This is a genomic window from Vibrio ichthyoenteri ATCC 700023 (genome assembly GCF_000222605.1).
Taxonomy (GTDB): domain Bacteria; phylum Pseudomonadota; class Gammaproteobacteria; order Enterobacterales; family Vibrionaceae; genus Vibrio; species Vibrio ichthyoenteri.
The window spans coordinates 17921-35554 of the sequence record NZ_AFWF01000062.1; the positions used below are offsets into that span (position 1 = coordinate 17921).

Sequence of the window (17634 nt, forward strand, 5' to 3'; positions counted from 1 at the left end):
TGTCCATATCTTAACAGAAACCCTCGCTCAGACCACCTAAGCAGGTGCTCTGAACGAGAAGGAAATTAGTATTTTTTAACAAAGGCACTGGAATAACCCAGAAGTTTAACTTGCTCTAACGTTTTTTGCGTCAGGTTATAGTCATCAAATGGGCCCAGTATCACACGGTGTATCTCTTGATCAGAGTTTATCAAGCTGGCTACCGAGAGTTTTTGACTCAGATCTTTCGCTAAAGTTTCAATACGATCTTTATGTTTTGAAGATGCGACTTGAATTTGGTATTGCGGCAACGCTTTTTGTTGCTGGGTGGAAGGTGTTTTTTCCACCGTAATGACTTCAATTTCAACGTTGGCAGTACCGGTGCGAATAACATCAAGCTTGGTTGCTGCGGCATAACTTAAGTCGATGATACGACCAGGATGAAATGGCCCGCGGTCATTGACACGCACAATGGTACTTTTGCCATTGTCAGTATTGGTGACTTTAACATAGCTAGGTAACGGCAGTTCTTTATGCGCGGCACTCATTGAGTACATGTCATAGACTTCGCCTATCGAGGTTAAGTGACCATGAAATTTTTTGCCGTACCAAGATGCCTGGCCTTTTTCTTTAAAGCCTTTGGTCTCTTTAATGATTTGGTAGCGTTGACCTCGCACGGTGTAATTTTTAGTACCGCCTAAACTGTAGGGCTCATACTGAGGAACAATCTCTTCAATATGTTCGATCGATATCGGCTCCTTTGGCGCTAAATCATCTTTGATGTCGTATCGCTCAGCTTGATAGCGATCGGATTCTGACAGCGGTGGAGTCGTTGGATCTGTTGGAGTCGGCTCTGGCTCAGTGGGTGAAGAAGAACAACCTACGATCACACTGCTAATTAATGCCAACGAGGCGAGTTTATGTAATCTATTCATTAGGTTGCCTTTGAAAACGCGTTTCTATGTGTGTGTATAGACATCAAAATACCAAAACCGGCCATAAGCGTAACCATTGAGGTGCCGCCATAGCTAATTAAAGGTAAGGGAACACCGACGACCGGTAGAATGCCGCTTACCATACCAATGTTTACAAAGACGTAAACAAAAAAACTTAACACAATACTGCCTGCCATCATGCGGCCAAAGGCGGTTTGGGCTTTGCTTGCCAAATAAAGGCCACGACCAATAATAAACAGATATAAAACCAATAACGTCAGGATTCCTACCAAGCCCCACTCTTCGGCAATCACGGCAAAAATAAAGTCAGTATGCCTCTCAGGTAAAAACTCTAACTGTGATTGGGTGCCTTGCAGCCAACCTTTACCCATTACGCCACCCGAACCGATCGCAATTTTGCTTTGGATGATATGGTAGCCAGCCCCTAATGGGTCAGACTCTGGGTTAAACAGGGTTCTGACTCGCACCTTCTGGTACTCGCGCATCAAGAAAAACCACAGTACCGGTAAAAAAGCACTGACAACGCAGACGGCGCTAAAGATAATCTTCCAGCTGATACCAGCCAGAAAGATAACGAATACGCCTGAGGCTGCGATTAAGATGGAGGTACCTAGATCGGGTTGTTTAGCAATGAGGATCGTCGGAACGCAGACCATAACCATTGAGATGACGAGCGTCTGAAAACTTGGTGGCAGTGAGCGTCGACCAATATAGCGAGCCACCATTAGCGGCACTGCAAGCTTAAGTAATTCAGAAGGTTGGAAACGAACAAAGCCTAAGTTTAACCAACGCTGAGCGCCTTTTGAGGATTCGCCAAAAAACAGCACTCCAAGCAATAATACTACGCCACAGAAAAACATTAGCGGGGCGAGTGTTTCATAGGTGCGAGGGGGTAACTGAGCAAGGAAAAACATAACCCCAAGCGCTAACCCCATTCGCATTGCTTGGCGATCCATCATCGCAAAGCTTTGTCCGCTGGCACTGTACATGATGACTAACCCAAAGCCCATCAAAAGTAAAATGCCCAGTAATAGGGGTAAATCTATGTGGAAGCGCTCAAACAGCGACCGGTTTTGGCCGGTCGCGGGGTCAAAATCCATTACTTATTCACCTCGTCCTTTTTCAGCAATTCATGGTCAAATATTTTACGAGCGACCGGCGCACCATTGGTTGAGCCGCCGCCAGCATTCTCAAGTACGATTGATACCACAACGGCAGGATCTTCAATTGGCGCAAAACCGGTAAACAAAGCGTGGTCGCGTAAGTGCTCGGCGATTTCGTCAGCGTTGTACTCTTCATCTTCACCAAGACCAAATACTTGCGCCGTTCCCGATTTACCCGCGCTGACGTATTCGGTACCAGCAAAAGCGCGACGCGCGGTGCCTTTCTTACCGTTGTTAACTCGGCGCATGCCTTCAATGGCAATATCCCAGTAACTCTCTTTGACTCCGCTAATTGGCGGATAAGTGACCACTTCTGCCAGGGTGTTGTTGTCAAATGGCTGACCATTTTCAATCGTTGCGCGCAGTAGGTGTGGGGCAAAGACTTTGCCGCGGTTCACTAATACAGAAGTCGCTTTGGCCAACTGCATTGGTGTGGCTATCCAGTAACCTTGACCAATGCCGACAGGGATTGTATCGCCTTGATACCACGGTGTACGGTGGCGTGCTTGTTTCCATTCACGTGTCGGCATGTTGGCTTTACTTTCTTCGTGGATATCAATGCCGGTGTAATCGCCAAAGCCAAACATCATCATCCATTGAGAAATACGATCAATACCCATGTCGTACGCCACTTGGTAGTAGAAGGTATCGACGGATTCTTCAATCGACTTAACCACATCGACTTTACCATGGCCCCAGCGCAGCCAGTCGCGGAATGGCTTGGTTTTTGAGTTCGGGATTTTCCAATAGCCAGGGTCGTTACGCACCGTGTATGGCGTGATCACACCTTCTTCGAGAGCAGCAACTGCTATCATTGGCTTGATGGTTGAGGCGGGTGGGTAAATACCCAGTGTCGCTCGGTTCACCAGTGGGCGATCTTTGTTATTCAGCAGTGCGCGGTAATCTTTACCTGAGATACCGTGTACAAATGAGTTGGGATCATAGCTTGGGCTTGAGACCATCGCCAAGACGCCATTGTCATGCGGGTCAAGTACGACAGCGCTACCACGACGACCTGCGAGTAGGTCATGGATGTAGGTTTGCAAGTCGATATCCAAGTTAAGAACGATGTCTTTCCCTGGCTCTGGGGGGACGTATTTTAGTACGCGAATGATACGGCCACGACTGTTCACTTCGACTTCTTGATAGCCAGCAGTACCGTGCAGTGTATCTTCATAATAGCGTTCAATACCAAGTTTACCGATATCACGGGTTGCTTGGTAGTTTGCATCTTTTTCTTCGCGCTCTAAACGCTGCATATCTCGATCGTTGATACGAGATACGTAGCCAATGACGTGAGTGAGCACTTCGCCATAAGGATAATAGCGTTTTAGGTTGGCGTTAACGGTGACGCAAGGAAAGTTATGCTGGTTAACTGAGAACTTTGCTACCTGCTCTTCATCGAGTTGGTTGAGGATTGGCACCGACTTAAAGCGACGAGTACGACTCCGCTCTTTTTGAAAGCGTTCAACTTGCTCAGGCGTGATATCCAAAATTTGTTGCAAACGCAAAATGGTATCATCCATGTCTTTAATTTTTTCTGGTGTAATTTCCAGACTAAAGACAGGGCGGTTTTCGGCCAGCAGCACGCCATTACGATCGTAGATCAGACCTCGGTTAGGCGCGATCGGAACCACTTTAATGCGGTTGTCGTTTGAGCGAGTTTTGTAATCTTGATACTGATTCACCTGGATGTTGTACAGGTTAGCGACCAAAACGCCCATCATGGCAAAAATACCAATAAAGGCGACAATAGCGCGGCTGCCAAACAGCCGAGCCTCTTCTTGGTAATCCCGAATACGGGTACGCTTCCTCAACATCGACGCTTATTCTCGGTGATATGGGTGATTAGTGGTGATGCTCCACGCGCGATACAGGCTTTCTGCCATAACAATGCGAACCAGTGGGTGCGGTAGCGTCAAAGCGGACAGTGACCAGCTTTGCTCTGCGGCAGCTTTACAAGCCGGAGCAAGACCTTCAGGACCACCAATCAAGATTGACACATCACGAGCATCCAACTTCCAGGCTTCAAGCTGTTCAGCCAACTGAGGTGTATCCCATTTTTTCCCTGGAATATCTAAAGTGACTATGCGATTGCCTTTTGGCACGGCCGCGAGCATCACTTCACCTTCTTTTTGCAAAATTCGGGCGATGTCAGCATTCTTACCACGTTTACCCGCAGTAATTTCAATTAATTCTAGTGGCATATCATGTGGGAAGCGACGGCGATATTCTTGAAAGCCTTCTTCAACCCACTTTGGCATCTTAGTGCCGACCGCGACCAATTGAATCTTCATCGCTTAGCCCCAAAGTTTTTCAAGTTGGTACAATTCGCGCTGTTCTTGTTGCATAACGTGCAGAATCGTATCGCCCATGTCGACGATAACCCATTCACCTTCATCTTCACCGTCGATAGCCAGCGGTTCTTTACCTGCTAATTTCGCTTCGCGAGCAACGTGTTCTGCAATAGACGCAACATGACGCTTAGAGGTTCCAGTACAAATGATCATAAAATCGGTAATGCTCGATTTGCCCTGTACATCAATGGTTAAAATGCCTTCGGCTTTCATGTCGTCAGCTTTGTCGGCAATAAACGCGTTAATTTGTTCGTTTTGCAAATTAAATTCCTCAATGAAAATGAGAGTGGTTTGACCAAAAATAGGCGGCGGATTATAGCACGCTTTTTACAGCTTCACTTGCGGTAAGCAAATCTCAGTGCTCAGTTGGTGCAATGTTGGCCAACTTGAGATTTCGTATTGAGTCTTACTTTGTACTTCAATACGGGCTAAAAGTTGCATCAGTTGTTGTAACTTAGTGGTGCTGAGACGCTGAAGTGCAGCGCTATATAGCGGGCGTTTGGTTTGCCAAATTCGGTAGCTATCAAAAACTTGATTTATGCTGCTGGTCTGAGCCTGCAACTGCATTTGCAGTAATTGTGTTAGCTCACGTTGAATTGTGCGCACTAGAATTACTACTTCAGTCCCCTCGGCTTCTAACTGACGCAGTATTCGTTGGGCACGATTGCCTTTGCCAGCCAGTAGGGCATCGGTCCAATGAAAAGCGGTAAAATGGTTGTGGCGACTAAGCGACTCTTCAACCCGGACCATAGTCAGTTGACCATCAGGATAGAGCAGTCGTAGTTTTTCTAAACTTTGGCTGAGAGCAAACAGGTTGCCTTCATGCCATTGTGCCAACATTTGTACTGCTTCTGCATCCGGTTGTAAGCCAAGCGCACGGCAGCGAGTTTGCACAAACTGCGGCAGTCTTTGTAGATCAGGGCTAAGACAGTTGACCCAGCAAGCTTGAGCGCTCAATGTTTTAAACCATTTTGCGCTCTCTTGTGCTTTGGTGAGCTTAGAGCCGACGACCACCAAAATAACATCTGAATGAAGCATCTCGGCAACATTGATCAGTTCTTTGGCTATCGCGACATTTACTCCTGCCTCAGGCAGTTCCAGTTCGATAAGTTGACGAGCAGAAAACAAGCTCATGGCTTGGCAGCAGTCATACACTTGGTACCAGTCAAAGCTGGCATCGATGGTAAATCGATGCCTTTCTTCAAAGCCTTGCTGCGTCGCTGCTTTTTGAATCGCTTGACGAGATTCTTGTAACAGCAAAGGCTCATTGCCAAACAGTAGGTAGATCGGGTGAAGCTGTTTACTCAGTTGATCCGTTAAACGGTCAGCAAAAATACGCATTGATGTCTCTATTGCTCAAGTTCAGGTTGCTGAATTTCAGGCTCCTGAAGGTCGATTGAGTTCGTTTCATTTTCAATCGTTTCAATACGGTATAGCTCTTCTTCTTCAGCGCGTTGTTGTGCTTTTTGCTCATCAACTTCTTGGCCAGTTAGCATCGTCCCCGCTTCAATGTCCGCTTTTAGACGCGCCATTTGACGAATGATCTGGCTTGCGGCTAATTTGCGCATTTCATCTTCAATCATGTCGCGTTCGACTGATTTTGCCAATGCGGTTAGAGGGTTATCTAGGTAGCTACGAGTCACGCTGGTTGATAGCTGACGTGAACCAATTTCAGGAATGGTCACTCGGTATGAAGCGTTAAACGTCAGTTCTTTTTCCGCGGCACGGGTATTTTGATATAACGATAGTGTTCGTTCACCCACACTCTCTCCCAATAAATGGAGATTAGGGATGTTCTCAGCGGGTGGAACAAGGGTTACTTCACTCATGCGCAGTTGGCTACGCATCATGCGGGTGAAAGTACTGTATTGGTCATAACTGGTGAGCGACATAGTGTCGAGTTCTTCAGGAATGGAATAATCGCCTCTTAGATGGAAACCACATGCAGTCAAAAGGCTCGCTGCTAGTACAACACTAGTCAACTTAATCGAAGATAGGGAAAATAGACGCATTGACGTACGACTCTCTGTTATTGGTTATTTATCTTAAGTCACTCACCGCTGGGCTGAAAGTAACTTGAGATAAATAAACAGGGCGGCGTACCACCCTGTTTACAGACCTTGAAATGACGATTTAGTTCGCCATGTTCGTGAGGTTAGTGACGAGTATTAGTTAGCCACGATGTTCAGTAGTTTACCCGGTACGTAAATCACTTTACGAATGGTTAAACCATCAAGGAATTTCGTTGCGTTCTCATCATTTAGACCAAGTTCACGTACTTGCTCTTCGGTGGCGTCAGCCGCAACGGTCAGTTTTGCACGCAATTTACCGTTGATCATCACAACAACAGTGATTTCGTCTTCAACCAGTGCATTTTCATCGAACGTTGGCCATGTTGCTGAGTCAACATCTGATTCACCTAACGCAATCCACATTTCGTAGCTGATGTGTGGCGTCATAGGGTAAAGCATACGTACAACCGCTTTTAGCGCTTCATCAAGAATTGCACGATCTTGTACTGACTCTTGAGGTGCTTTTGCCAGCTTGTTCATCAGTTCCATGATCGCGGCAATCGCGGTGTTGAACGTTTGACGGCGACCGATATCATCCGATACTTTGGCGATGGTTTTGTGTACATCACGACGTAGCGCTTTTTGATCACCAGATAGAGTTGCAACGTCAACGGCTTCAGCCGCGCCTTTTGCTGTGTGGCTAGCCACAAGCTTCCAAACACGTTTTAGGAAACGGTTTGCGCCTTCAACGCCAGACTCTTGCCATTCCAGCGTCATGTCAGCTGGCGATGCAAACATCATGAATAGACGCACGGTATCTGCACCGTATTTGTCTACCATCTCTTGTGGGTCAATACCGTTGTTTTTTGACTTAGACATTTTGATCATGCCTGAGTGCTCAACGTTACGGCCTAGGTTATCAACCGCTTTTTCGATACGGCCTTTGCCATCACGTTCAATGGTGACATCTGTTGGTGCGATCCACTCTTTACCGCCTTTTTCGGTGGTGTAGAAGAAAGCATCAGCCAGAACCATGCCTTGACACAGTAGTTGCTTGAATGGTTCGTCAGAGGTTACGTAACCTGCGTCACGTAGCAACTTGTGGAAGAAACGTGAGTACAATAGGTGCATACAAGCGTGCTCGATACCACCAATGTACTGATCTACTGGGAGCCAGTAGTTTGCTTTTTCTGGATCTAGGATGTCGTCTGCTTGTGGAGAACAGTAACGTGCGTAGTACCAAGATGATTCCATAAAGGTATCGAAGGTATCGGTTTCACGCAGTGCTGGCTCGCCATTAAATGTGGTCTTCGCCCACTCTTTGTCTGCTTTGATAGGGCTAGTTACGCCATCCATCACCACATCTTCAGGTAGGATTACTGGTAGTTGGTCAGCAGGAACCGGGTGAACTTCACCGTCTTCTGTTGTTACCATTGGGATTGGCGCTCCCCAGTAACGTTGACGAGATACGCCCCAGTCACGTAGACGGAAGTTAACCGTTTTCGTGCCTTTGCCTTCTGCTTCTAGTTTCGCTGCGATCGCATCGAATGCCGCTTGGAATTCTAGACCGTCGAATTCGCCTGAATCAAACAGAACACCCTTTTCTGTGTAAGCTGCTTCAGAAACGTCAACGTCAGTGCCATCAACCGGCTTAATTACTGGAATGATGTCTAGGCCGTATTTAGTTGCAAATTCGTAGTCACGTTGATCGTGAGCAGGAACCGCCATTACCGCGCCTGTGCCGTAATCCATAAGAACGAAGTTCGCCACGTAAATAGGCACTTCACGACCGTTCAATGGATGAATAGCAGTAAGGCCAGTCGCCATACCTTTCTTCTCCATTGTCGCCAGTTCCGCCTCGGCTACTTTGGTATTCTTACATTCGTCAACGAACGCTGCAAGCTCAGCGTTGTTCTCCGCTGCTTTCTCAGCAAGAGGGTGACCAGCAGCAATACCGACGTAAGTCACGCCCATAAGCGTGTCAGGGCGTGTGGTGTACACTTCTAGTGGTGATGCTTCACCTTGCACTTCAAATGCAAGCTCAACACCTTCAGAGCGACCAATCCAGTTACGCTGCATGGTTTTCACCATTTCAGGCCAACCGTCTAGGTTGTCTAGATCGTCAAGTAGCTCTTGTGCGTACTCAGTGATTTTAATGAACCACTGTGGAATTTTCTTTTGTTCAACCGGCGTATCACAACGCCAGCAGCAACCGTCTTCAACCTGCTCGTTCGCCAGTACTGTTTGGTCGTTTGGACACCAGTTTACTGAAGAGGTCTTTTTGTAAACCAAGCCTTTTTCGTACAGCTTAGTAAAGAATTCTTGTTCCCAACGGTAGTACTCAGGCGTACATGTTGCGAATTCACGATTCCAATCGTAACCAAAACCCAGCAGTTTAAGCTGGTTTTTCATGTATTCGATGTTTTCGTATGTCCATGGTGCAGGTGCAGTGTTGTTTTTTACTGCTGCGTTTTCTGCAGGTAGGCCGAACGCATCCCAACCAATAGGTTGCATTACGTTTTTGCCTTGTAGACGTTGGAAACGAGATACAACATCACCGATAGTGTAGTTACGCACGTGACCCATGTGCAGTCGACCACTTGGGTACGGGAACATAGACAAACAGTAGAATTTTTCTTTGTTTGGGTCTTCACTTACAACAAAGGTCTTGTTGTTATCCCAGTGCTGTTGAACTTTCTGTTCAATGTCTTGCGGGTTGTATTGCTCTTGCATCGATGATATCCGGTTATCTTGGAAAGTGTGAGTTCAGTTAGAACAGACAATAATAGATCGTCATAGAATACATAAAGGAGCAGAGTTCAACAATAGCCAACGCTCTTCTAGCTTGAAGTTGCTGTGTTGGAAACTGCTTTCGCTCTCCAAGTCACAGACTATTATTGTGATAAGGGGATTTAATCATTCGATGTCCAATGACATGTTATCAATATTGGACGCGGTATGAACGATGGAGGAAGTGACGATGCCAAAACGTAAGGCGGGTTATGAAGATATGTTTGATGATGTGGTAGAAGCACTCAAGCATAGTCCAGATGAAGTAAACCACGTGCTCGAAACATCAGGTAAGTATGTTGATGCTGCCAATGATATGACCAAAGATGAGTTGGCATTGATATCGGCGTATATGAAATCGGATTTAAAAGAGTTTGCCGACAACTACGAACACTCAAAAAGCGGTCCATTTTATCAAATGGTGACCAATTCTATTTGGCAAGGGTTACTCGAAATTACCGATCGAACCAAAGTAGAGTGGGTTGAATTGTTTGCTGATTTGGAACATCAAGGTTTGTATCAAGCCGGTGAGGTCATTGGGTTGGGTACGTTAGTGTGCGACAAGTGTGGGCATCAAACGCAATACAATCATCCAACCGAGATTATCTCGTGTATTCAATGTGGCCATACGGCATTTACCCGCAAGCCTTTAAAACCTTAAGTTGTAAATAAAAAAGAGGGCTCATTAAGAGCCCTCTTTTTTAATGTTGGCGACGGTGGTAGAGACCAACCGAAAGACACAGCAGTACCCAAAGGTACAGCGGCCATGAGCCAACGCTATGATAGGGTGTTTGTCCGGTGGTTGATGTCACGCTGGCACGTAATACGCCAGTTTCAAACTGCGGAATTTGCGCCGTAATTTGGCCTTTATGATCAGTGACTGCTGTTACGCCATTGTTGGTGGACCGAATCACCGGCTTACCAAACTCAAGCGCGCGCATGCGGGCGATTTCCATATGTTGCAATGGACCAATGGAGCGACCAAACCACGCATCATTCGACAGCGTAAGAATGAAGTCAGTCTCATCAGTGATGTTGGCACGCACTTGCTCGCCAAAAATAATCTCATAGCAGAGCGCTGGTGCCAGTTGCTTACCGTTGGCATCGATGTTGGTTTGCACATAGTCACCGCGACTAAACGATGACATAGGTAAATTAAAGAATGGTGCTAGCGGGCGCAGCAGCGCTTCAAACGGAACGAACTCACCAAACGGCAGTAGGTGGTGCTTGTGGTAACGCTTATCTAGATCGTAACTGTAATCGCCGTAATTGGTTTCACCTAACGATAGAATGCTATTGTAAAATTTGCGATCGCTATCTTGATTGACCACGCCGGTGATCACCGCACTGTGATTCGCTTTAGCGTTGCTGTCTAAGTTCGATAAGAATGAGCTGATTTCAAATTCGAAGGCAGGAATTGCCGCTTCCGGCCAAACAATAATGTCGGCATCCCAATTTTGTCGGGTTAGGTCGACATATTTCATGATGGTCGGCCAACGCTGACTTGGTTGCCATTTTAGCGCTTGCTCGATATTACCTTGGATAAGGGCAAATTTGGTGGTGCTACTAGGGTTGGGTGTTACCCAGTTAATGTTACGTAAACCAAAACCCGTCGCGATGATGATGGCTGGTACAAGCAGCATTGACCATTGTTTATGGATCAACGCATAAGTGACAGCACTGCCACTGATGACGATAAGCAGGGTGATCAATTCCACGCCACCAAGTGGAGCGAAGCTCGCTAATGGCGAATCAATTTGGCTGTAGCCTAGCCACAACCATGGGAAACCGGTCATCACCCAGCCGCGTAGCCAATCGCAAACCAGCCACAAAGCAGGGGCGATCAGTAAGAAGCGGATACGGTCGCTCTTGCTCGCGAAGCGATTGAGTAAACCTGCAAATAGCGCAGGGTAAATCGCAAGGTAGCTGACCAATAAGATCATCAAAAACAGGCTGGCTATTTTTGGCATTCCACCGAAATTATCGATGCTGACATGCACCCAACTAATACCGGTAGCAAATTGGCCGAGCCCCCAAGCAAAACCGATGGCAACAGCGTGTTTGGTGCTTTGTCGGTCAAGTAGCCACAGCAGTGCTACGATGCTAAAAATCGCCAAAGGCCACAACTGGTATGGCGTGAATGCAAATGTTGTTAAGGCGCCAACAAAAGCGGCCCCTACGGGCCGCTTGAGGCGATGAACTAGAGTACTAATCATCGTTATTATCTTATTTAGAAGACGTGTAGATTATTCTTCAATAGGTTGCGGTAATGGCTCGTTGTCCGGCACAGTCACTTGCAGTTGAATAACACGGCGGTTATCGGCTGCAGTCACTTTAAAGCTGTAGTGATCAATTTCTACAACTTCGCCTCGCGTTGGTAAATGACCGAATGTCGTCATTACCAAACCACCCACGGTATCTACTTCTTCATCACTGAACGAAGTGCCGAAGGTTTCATTGAACTCTTCAATAGTGGTGAGGGCTTTGACAGCATACGTGTGCTTACTTAGCTGACGGATATCAAGTTCTTCCTCATCGTCGAATTCGTCTTCGATGTCGCCGACGATTTCTTCAAGGATATCTTCAATAGTCACTAGACCTGAAACACCACCGAATTCATCCACAACGATCGCCATGTGGTAGCGTTCTTCACGGAATTCTTTCAGTAGTCGGTCTACACGTTTGCTTTCAGGTACAACAACGGCAGGGCGAATAACTTGTTCGATATTGAACTCTGCGCTGTCAGAACCTAGGTATTTGAGTAAGTCCTTCGCGAGTAGGATGCCTTCCACATGGTCTTTATCTTCGCTAATAACAGGGTAGCGAGAGTGTTGTGCATCGGTGATCAACGCAACCAGTGCGTCAAGATCGTCAGTGCGCTCCACTGTGACCATTTGCGAGCGTGGGATCATAATATCACGCACTCGCATTTCGGCTATTTCCATTACACCTTCGAGCATGTCGCGGGTGTCGTGGTCAATAAGGTCATTTTCTTCTGAGTCGCGGATAACATCCACAAGCTCTTGGCGATCTTTAAGATCTCCTTGAAATAGTTGACCTAGGCGTACAAAGAAGGACTTTCTACTCGGACCTTCTGATTTTTCTTTCTTACCTTCTAGAGATGAGGGCGAATTATCTTCGTTCATTGTGTCTCAATTACATAACGCTATCAGATGTGTGATAGCACACGTAGGAAAACTAAACTGGGCGATTAAGCGAGTTTGGTCTTCATCATTAGAGCAATTAATTACTCTTTTTCTGCAATATACGGGTCTTGATAACCCATAGCTTGCATAATTTCAGTTTCGAGCGATTCCATCTCTTCAGCTTCATCGTCTTCGATATGATCATAACCTAGCAGATGCAGGCTGCCATGTACAACCATATGAGCCCAATGTACCAAAGCTGGCTTATCTTGCTCAATGGCTTCTTGTTCAACCACTTGTCGACAAATGATCAGGTCACCAAGTAGATCCATTTCCATACCTTCTGGCACTTCAAATGGGAAAGAGAGTACGTTGGTGGGTTTATCTTTGCCGCGATACTCTAAGTTAAGCTGGTGGCTCTCTTGTTCATCAACAATGCGCACTGTCACTTCAGCATCTGGCTGAAATAATGAAATGGCTTTGCTTAACCAAAGATGAATATCATCAAAGCTTGGTAAACCTTGTTCATCTTCGACTGCTAATTGTAGATCCAGTTCGATCGCCATTACTGCTTATTCTCCGGTGCGGTTGGTAATAATTCCGCTTTTTGCGCTTCTAGCAATTTGTCTTCGCGTTCTTCGCGACGACGTTGTTCAATTTCTTTACGCGCTTTTTGATCTTGGGTTTCCCACTTCTCATACGCGTTAACGATGCGAGCCACTACTGGGTGGCGTACGACGTCATCAGCTTGGAAGAAGTTGAAACTGATTTCTTCTACTTCATTAAGCACTTCAATTGCATGGCGTAGGCCAGAGCGAGCACCACGTGGTAAGTCAATTTGAGTTACGTCACCGGTAATCACCGCGCGTGAGTTAAAACCAATCCGTGTTAAGAACATTTTCATTTGTTCCACGGTGGTGTTTTGGCTTTCATCAAGAATAATAAACGCATCGTTTAAGGTGCGACCGCGCATGTAAGCTAGCGGTGCTACTTCAATAACGTTTCTCTCGATAAGTTTTTCGACTTTCTCAAAACCGAGCATCTCAAACAAAGCGTCATAAAGCGGACGCAAGTAGGGATCGACTTTTTGGCTCAAATCACCCGGTAAGAATCCCAGTTTCTCACCCGCTTCAACGGCTGGACGAGTCAGGAGAATACGACGGACTTCTTGGCGCTCAAGCGCATCAACGGCCGCGGCAACAGCAAGATAGGTTTTACCGGTTCCTGCTGGGCCAATACCAAAAGTAATGTCATGGGTGACCATGTTGACTAGGTATTGCGCTTGATTGGCGGTACGCGGTTTGATCACGCCTTTTTTGGTCTTGATAAAGACTTCTTTGCCATATTCCATATTGGATTCCGCTTCTTGCTCAAGAATACCGGTTTCTTTTATCGCAAGATGGATCTCTTCTGGTTCAATATCAGGAATATTGCCACGAACAGGGGCGGTGTTAACGTAAAGGGTTTTAATAATTTCAAGCGCGGCTGCTGAGGTGTGAGGTTTACCCACGATGGTGAAGAAGTTGCCTCGGTAGCTAATTTCTACGCCTAATCGGCGTTCTAAGTGCTTGATGTTGTCATCGAATGGTCCGCAAAGGCTAGCTAAACGGTGATTATCGGCAGGTTCTAGATCGATCTCTAGCGTGACAATTTTATTGCTCAAAGTTACCTCTCATTGTGCCAATAGGCAGAGAGCTGATAGAGATCAGCTCTCTTTGGCGTGTTCGAATTTATGGCGTAAAGGTAGCAACACCTAATTCATCTTCGCGACGCGTATTTGCCATCATTTGCGTTGGCGAAATCATGTTACGAAGATCCATGTCTTTTTCAGTGCGAACTAGCTCACCACGTAGTGAGTTAGTCATTACATCAACGATCTTAACATCAACGAATTGGCCGATCAGATCAGCATTGCCTTCGAAGTTCACAACTCGGTTATTTTCAGTACGAGCACGAAGTTCCATTAGGTTTTTCTTCGATGGGCCTTCAACCAATACACGTTGCTCTGTGCCTAGCATTAGGCGTGAGTAACGCATCGCTTGTGCGTTGATGGTTTGTTGTAGTTCGTAAAGACGCTCTTTCTTCACTTCTTCCGCAAGATCACACGGGTAATCTGCAGCCGGTGTGCCTGGACGAGGAGAGAAGATAAAGCTGAAGCTCATATCAAAATCGACTTCTTTGATTAGCTTCATGGTGTCTTGGAAGTCTTTGTCTGACTCACCAGGGAAACCAACGATAAAGTCTGAACTGATTTGGATGTCAGGACGCGCTTTACGTAGTTTACGAATAATAGATTTGTATTCGATAGCCGTGTGCGGACGTTTCATCATCGTCAATACGCGGTCACTACCGCTTTGCACAGGTAGGTGCAAGAAGCTCACTAGTTCAGGAGTGTCTTCATATACGGCAATGATGTCATCAGTAAACTCAAGCGGGTGGCTAGTGGTAAAGCGTACGCGATCGATACCATCGATAGAAGCGACGAGACGCAGCAGTTCAGCAAACGAACAGATTTCGCCGTCGTGCATTGGACCACGGTATGCGTTTACGTTCTGGCCTAGAAGGTTTACTTCACGCACGCCTTGCTCTGCAAGTTGCGCGATCTCGTAAAGTACGTCATCCATTGGACGGCTAACTTCTTCACCGCGAGTGTATGGCACTACGCAATAAGTACAGTATTTAGAACAGCCTTCCATGATTGAAACGAATGCCGTTGCGCCTTCAGCACGAGGCTCAGGTAGATTGTCGAATTTTTCAATCTCAGGGAATGAAATATCCATGACAGGCGCTTCGTTAGTTTGCGACTGCTGGATCATTTGTGGCAGGCGGTGCAGAGTTTGCGGGCCAAAAATTACGTCCACGAATGGTGCACGCTGGCGAATATGATCACCTTCTTGAGTAGCAACACAGCCACCCACACCAATCACAACACCGGCTTTTTTATCTTTTAGTGTTTTCCAACGACCAAGCTGGTGGAAAACTTTTTCCTGTGCTTTTTCACGGATCGAACAGGTGTTAAGTAGAAGTACATCTGCTTCATCAGGGTCTTCTGTTAGCTCATAGCCATTTGCAGCGTTAAGCAGGTCGGCCATTTTTGATGAATCGTATTCGTTCATCTGGCAACCCCAAGTTTTAATTAGCAGTTTCTTACTCATCTCACTTTCGCTCGTGTTAAATCTTAAAAATCGTTGAACTGGCAGCCTCTATTGACTACTGTTCATTCAAATTATAGCCGCCGTCACGGCGGTAAGCGGCGTATTGTACTGCTTTAAAAAGCACCTGACTAGTGTTGTCGCCAAATGAGTCAATGCTAGACTTTACAAGGGCTTTGCCCTTGGTCGAGTTAAGGTTTTTAGTTACATTTTCTTAATCAATCCGTACAATAAAAATTCACTCACAAATCAAGATGATGACGCGCAGAAAATGAACAAGTTTGACATTGCAGTGATTGGTGGCGGCATGGTTGGTGCGGCTGTTGCGCTGGGTTTTGCTAAGCAAGGCAGGCAGGTTGTATTAATTGAAGGGCAGCAGCCTTATGCCTATGCGGATGAGCAGGCGATGGACATTCGTGTGTCGGCGATTTCCCATCATTCGGTCGATATTCTGCAAAAATTGGGCGCATGGCAAGCGATTGAAAAAATGCGTGTTTGTCCTTATCGACGCTTAGAAACGTGGGAACACCCAGAATGTCGAACTCGCTTTAACAGCGATGATCTTGGTTTAGAGCAGTTGGGTTACATTGTTGAAAATCGCGTGATTCAGCTCGGCTTATGGCAACAGTTCGCTCAATATCCGAACCTCACTGTGATTTGCCCTGATTCACTCGCGTCATTGGTTGTTGAGGATGAAGTAAAAATCACCTTAACCTCAGGCAGCACACTGAGCGCCGAATGGGTAGTCGGCGCGGACGGTGCGAATTCAAAAGTGCGTGACTTTGCTAGTATTGGTGTAACGGCATGGGATTATCGCCAGCACTGCATGCTGATCAATGTTGAAACTGAATCTGACCAACAAGAGATTACTTGGCAGCAATTTCATTCCACTGGCCCACGCTCATTTCTGCCCTTGTGCGGCCAGCAAGCATCGTTGGTTTGGTATGACTCTCCAAAACGAATTAAACAACTTAGTGCGATGAGCAATGAACAGCTTGGTGAAGAGGTGATGACTTACTTTCCGACTGAGCTTGGCCAGGTCAAAGTGTTGCAACACGGTTCATTTCCACTGACCCGCCGCCATGCTCAACAGTACGTGAATAATCGTTGTATTTTGGTCGGGGATTCGGCCCATACGATTAATCCACTCGCTGGACAAGGGGTTAATCTTGGTTTTAAAGATGTTGCCGCGTTATTAGAGACCGTTGAAGGTGAGTCTATTTCAGTTGAACGATTAAAGACTTATGAGCGTAAGCGTCGTGGCGATAATTTATTGATGCAGTCGGGAATGGATTTTTTCTATGCTGGGTTTAGTAACGACATTGCACCATTAAAACTGCTACGTAATGCAGCTTTAAAATTGGCAGATAAGACTGGGCCAATTAAGCAACAGGTGCTCAAGTACGCGCTGGGTTTAAACTAATATCGCTTAGCAATGATTCAAATGCTAGATACAAAAAACGCTGCTCAAGGGCAGCGTTTTTTTCGTTTCGCTAAGTAAAAATTACTTAGTTACACGTAGTACTGGAGTTTCACCAACAGTTACAGCACCAGAAAGCTTGTTCAGCTCTTTGATCTCGTCCATGTTAGAGATAACTACTGGAGTCAGAGTTGATTTCGCTTTCTCTTCTAGAAGAGCTAGATCGAATTCAATTACTGTGTCGCCAGCTTTAACCGTTTGGCCTTCTTCAGCGATACGCTTGAAGCCTTCGCCTTTTAGCTCAACTGTGTCGATACCGAAGTGAACGAATAGCTCAACGCCGTCGTCTGATTCGATAGAGAATGCGTGGTTAGTTTCGAAGATTTTACCGATAGTACCGTTTACAGGAGCTACCATCTTGTCGCCAGTAGGCTTGATAGCAATACCGTCACCAACGATTTTCTCTGCGAATACTACATCTGGCACATCTTCGATGTTAACGATTTCGCCTGATAGAGGTGCGATGATTTCGATTGCACCAGCGTCAGCGCTGTCATCAGATACTAGCTTCTTAAGTTTATCAAACAGACCCATTGTGTCATGCTCCTAACGTTTAGTTTTATTCTTTCGAAATATAGTATACCAATCTAATCGAATAG

General features: G+C 46.2%; 16 protein-coding genes. 2 read left to right on the plus strand and 14 right to left on the minus strand.

All coding sequences use genetic code 11. From position 1 onward, the window contains the following. Positions 1 to 65: 65 nt before the first annotated feature. The 8 genes from RH85_RS05850 to leuS all read right to left on the minus strand — a co-directional run bounded on the left by RH85_RS05850 (position 66) and on the right by leuS (position 9200). Positions 66 to 914 carry a septal ring lytic transglycosylase RlpA family protein gene (locus RH85_RS05850; protein ID WP_006711285.1) on the minus strand — a complete coding sequence of 283 codons (849 nt, stop codon included), beginning with the start codon at positions 912 to 914 and terminating at the stop codon, positions 66 to 68. Continuing rightward, entirely contained in the window at positions 914 to 2035 is a 1122-nt protein-coding gene (rodA, locus tag RH85_RS05855) for a rod shape-determining protein RodA (protein WP_006711286.1), read from the minus strand. The genes RH85_RS05850 and rodA overlap by 1 nt, the downstream gene beginning before the upstream one ends. Continuing rightward, a complete protein-coding gene (mrdA, locus tag RH85_RS05860; RefSeq protein WP_006711287.1) occupies positions 2035 to 3918 on the minus strand; it encodes a penicillin-binding protein 2 in 1884 nt (627 codons plus the stop codon). The genes rodA and mrdA overlap by 1 nt, the downstream gene beginning before the upstream one ends. A 6-nt stretch (positions 3919 to 3924) precedes the next feature. Then, the gene (gene rlmH / locus RH85_RS05865) at positions 3925 to 4395 is read right to left on the minus strand and encodes a 23S rRNA (pseudouridine(1915)-N(3))-methyltransferase RlmH (protein ID WP_006711289.1); all 471 of its coding nucleotides are present in this window, start codon (positions 4393 to 4395) and stop codon (positions 3925 to 3927) included. Positions 4396 to 4398: 3 nt separating this feature from the next. Beyond that, entirely contained in the window at positions 4399 to 4716 is a 318-nt protein-coding gene (gene rsfS / locus RH85_RS05870) for a ribosome silencing factor (RefSeq protein ID WP_006711290.1), read from the minus strand. 66 nt (positions 4717 to 4782) lie between these two features. After that, entirely contained in the window at positions 4783 to 5796 is a 1014-nt protein-coding gene (gene holA, locus RH85_RS05875; protein ID WP_006711291.1) for a DNA polymerase III subunit delta, read from the minus strand. Between the two features lie 8 nt (positions 5797 to 5804). Continuing rightward, positions 5805 to 6467 (minus strand): LPS-assembly lipoprotein LptE, encoded by a 663-nt coding sequence (locus tag RH85_RS05880; RefSeq protein ID WP_039948714.1) that lies wholly within the window; start codon positions 6465 to 6467, stop codon positions 5805 to 5807. A 156-nt stretch (positions 6468 to 6623) separates the two neighbouring features. Then, a complete protein-coding gene (gene leuS / locus RH85_RS05885) occupies positions 6624 to 9200 on the minus strand; it encodes a leucine--tRNA ligase (RefSeq protein WP_006711293.1) in 2577 nt (858 codons plus the stop codon). Between the two features lie 247 nt (positions 9201 to 9447). Here leuS and RH85_RS05890 point away from each other — a divergent pair, with 247 nt between their 5' ends. Beyond that, complete coding sequence (locus RH85_RS05890; protein ID WP_006711294.1) at positions 9448 to 9918, plus strand: zinc ribbon-containing protein; 471 nt, start codon at positions 9448 to 9450, stop codon at positions 9916 to 9918. A gap of 40 nt (positions 9919 to 9958) precedes the next feature. Here RH85_RS05890 and lnt read toward each other — a convergent pair whose 3' ends face one another. The 5 genes from lnt to miaB form a co-directional block, all read right to left on the minus strand. After that, positions 9959 to 11473 (minus strand): apolipoprotein N-acyltransferase, encoded by a 1515-nt coding sequence (lnt, locus tag RH85_RS05895; protein WP_006711295.1) that lies wholly within the window; start codon positions 11471 to 11473, stop codon positions 9959 to 9961. A 30-nt stretch (positions 11474 to 11503) separates the two neighbouring features. After that, positions 11504 to 12403, minus strand: coding sequence for a CNNM family magnesium/cobalt transport protein CorC (corC, locus tag RH85_RS05900; RefSeq protein ID WP_006711296.1), 900 nt, complete (start codon positions 12401 to 12403; stop codon positions 11504 to 11506). Positions 12404 to 12504: 101 nt separating this feature from the next. Further along, on the minus strand, positions 12505 to 12969 hold the full coding sequence (gene ybeY, locus RH85_RS05905; protein WP_006711297.1) for an rRNA maturation RNase YbeY: 465 nt from the start codon (positions 12967 to 12969) through the stop codon (positions 12505 to 12507). Continuing rightward, positions 12969 to 14066: a PhoH family protein gene (locus RH85_RS05910; protein ID WP_006711298.1), complete on the minus strand. Its 1098-nt coding sequence runs from the start codon at positions 14064 to 14066 to the stop codon at positions 12969 to 12971. The genes ybeY and RH85_RS05910 overlap by 1 nt, the downstream gene beginning before the upstream one ends. Before the next feature lie 67 nt (positions 14067 to 14133). Beyond that, the gene (gene miaB, locus RH85_RS05915; protein ID WP_006711299.1) at positions 14134 to 15558 is read right to left on the minus strand and encodes a tRNA (N6-isopentenyl adenosine(37)-C2)-methylthiotransferase MiaB; all 1425 of its coding nucleotides are present in this window, start codon (positions 15556 to 15558) and stop codon (positions 14134 to 14136) included. Between the two features lie 268 nt (positions 15559 to 15826). On the opposite strand from miaB, the gene RH85_RS05920 reads away from it, so the two are divergent. Continuing rightward, positions 15827 to 16978: a 2-octaprenyl-3-methyl-6-methoxy-1,4-benzoquinol hydroxylase gene (locus RH85_RS05920; protein ID WP_006711300.1), complete on the plus strand. Its 1152-nt coding sequence runs from the start codon at positions 15827 to 15829 to the stop codon at positions 16976 to 16978. Between the two features lie 81 nt (positions 16979 to 17059). On the opposite strand, the gene crr is transcribed toward RH85_RS05920, so the two are convergent. Beyond that, the gene (crr, locus tag RH85_RS05925; protein WP_006711301.1) at positions 17060 to 17569 is read right to left on the minus strand and encodes a PTS glucose transporter subunit IIA; all 510 of its coding nucleotides are present in this window, start codon (positions 17567 to 17569) and stop codon (positions 17060 to 17062) included. Positions 17570 to 17634: the final 65 nt, after the last annotated feature.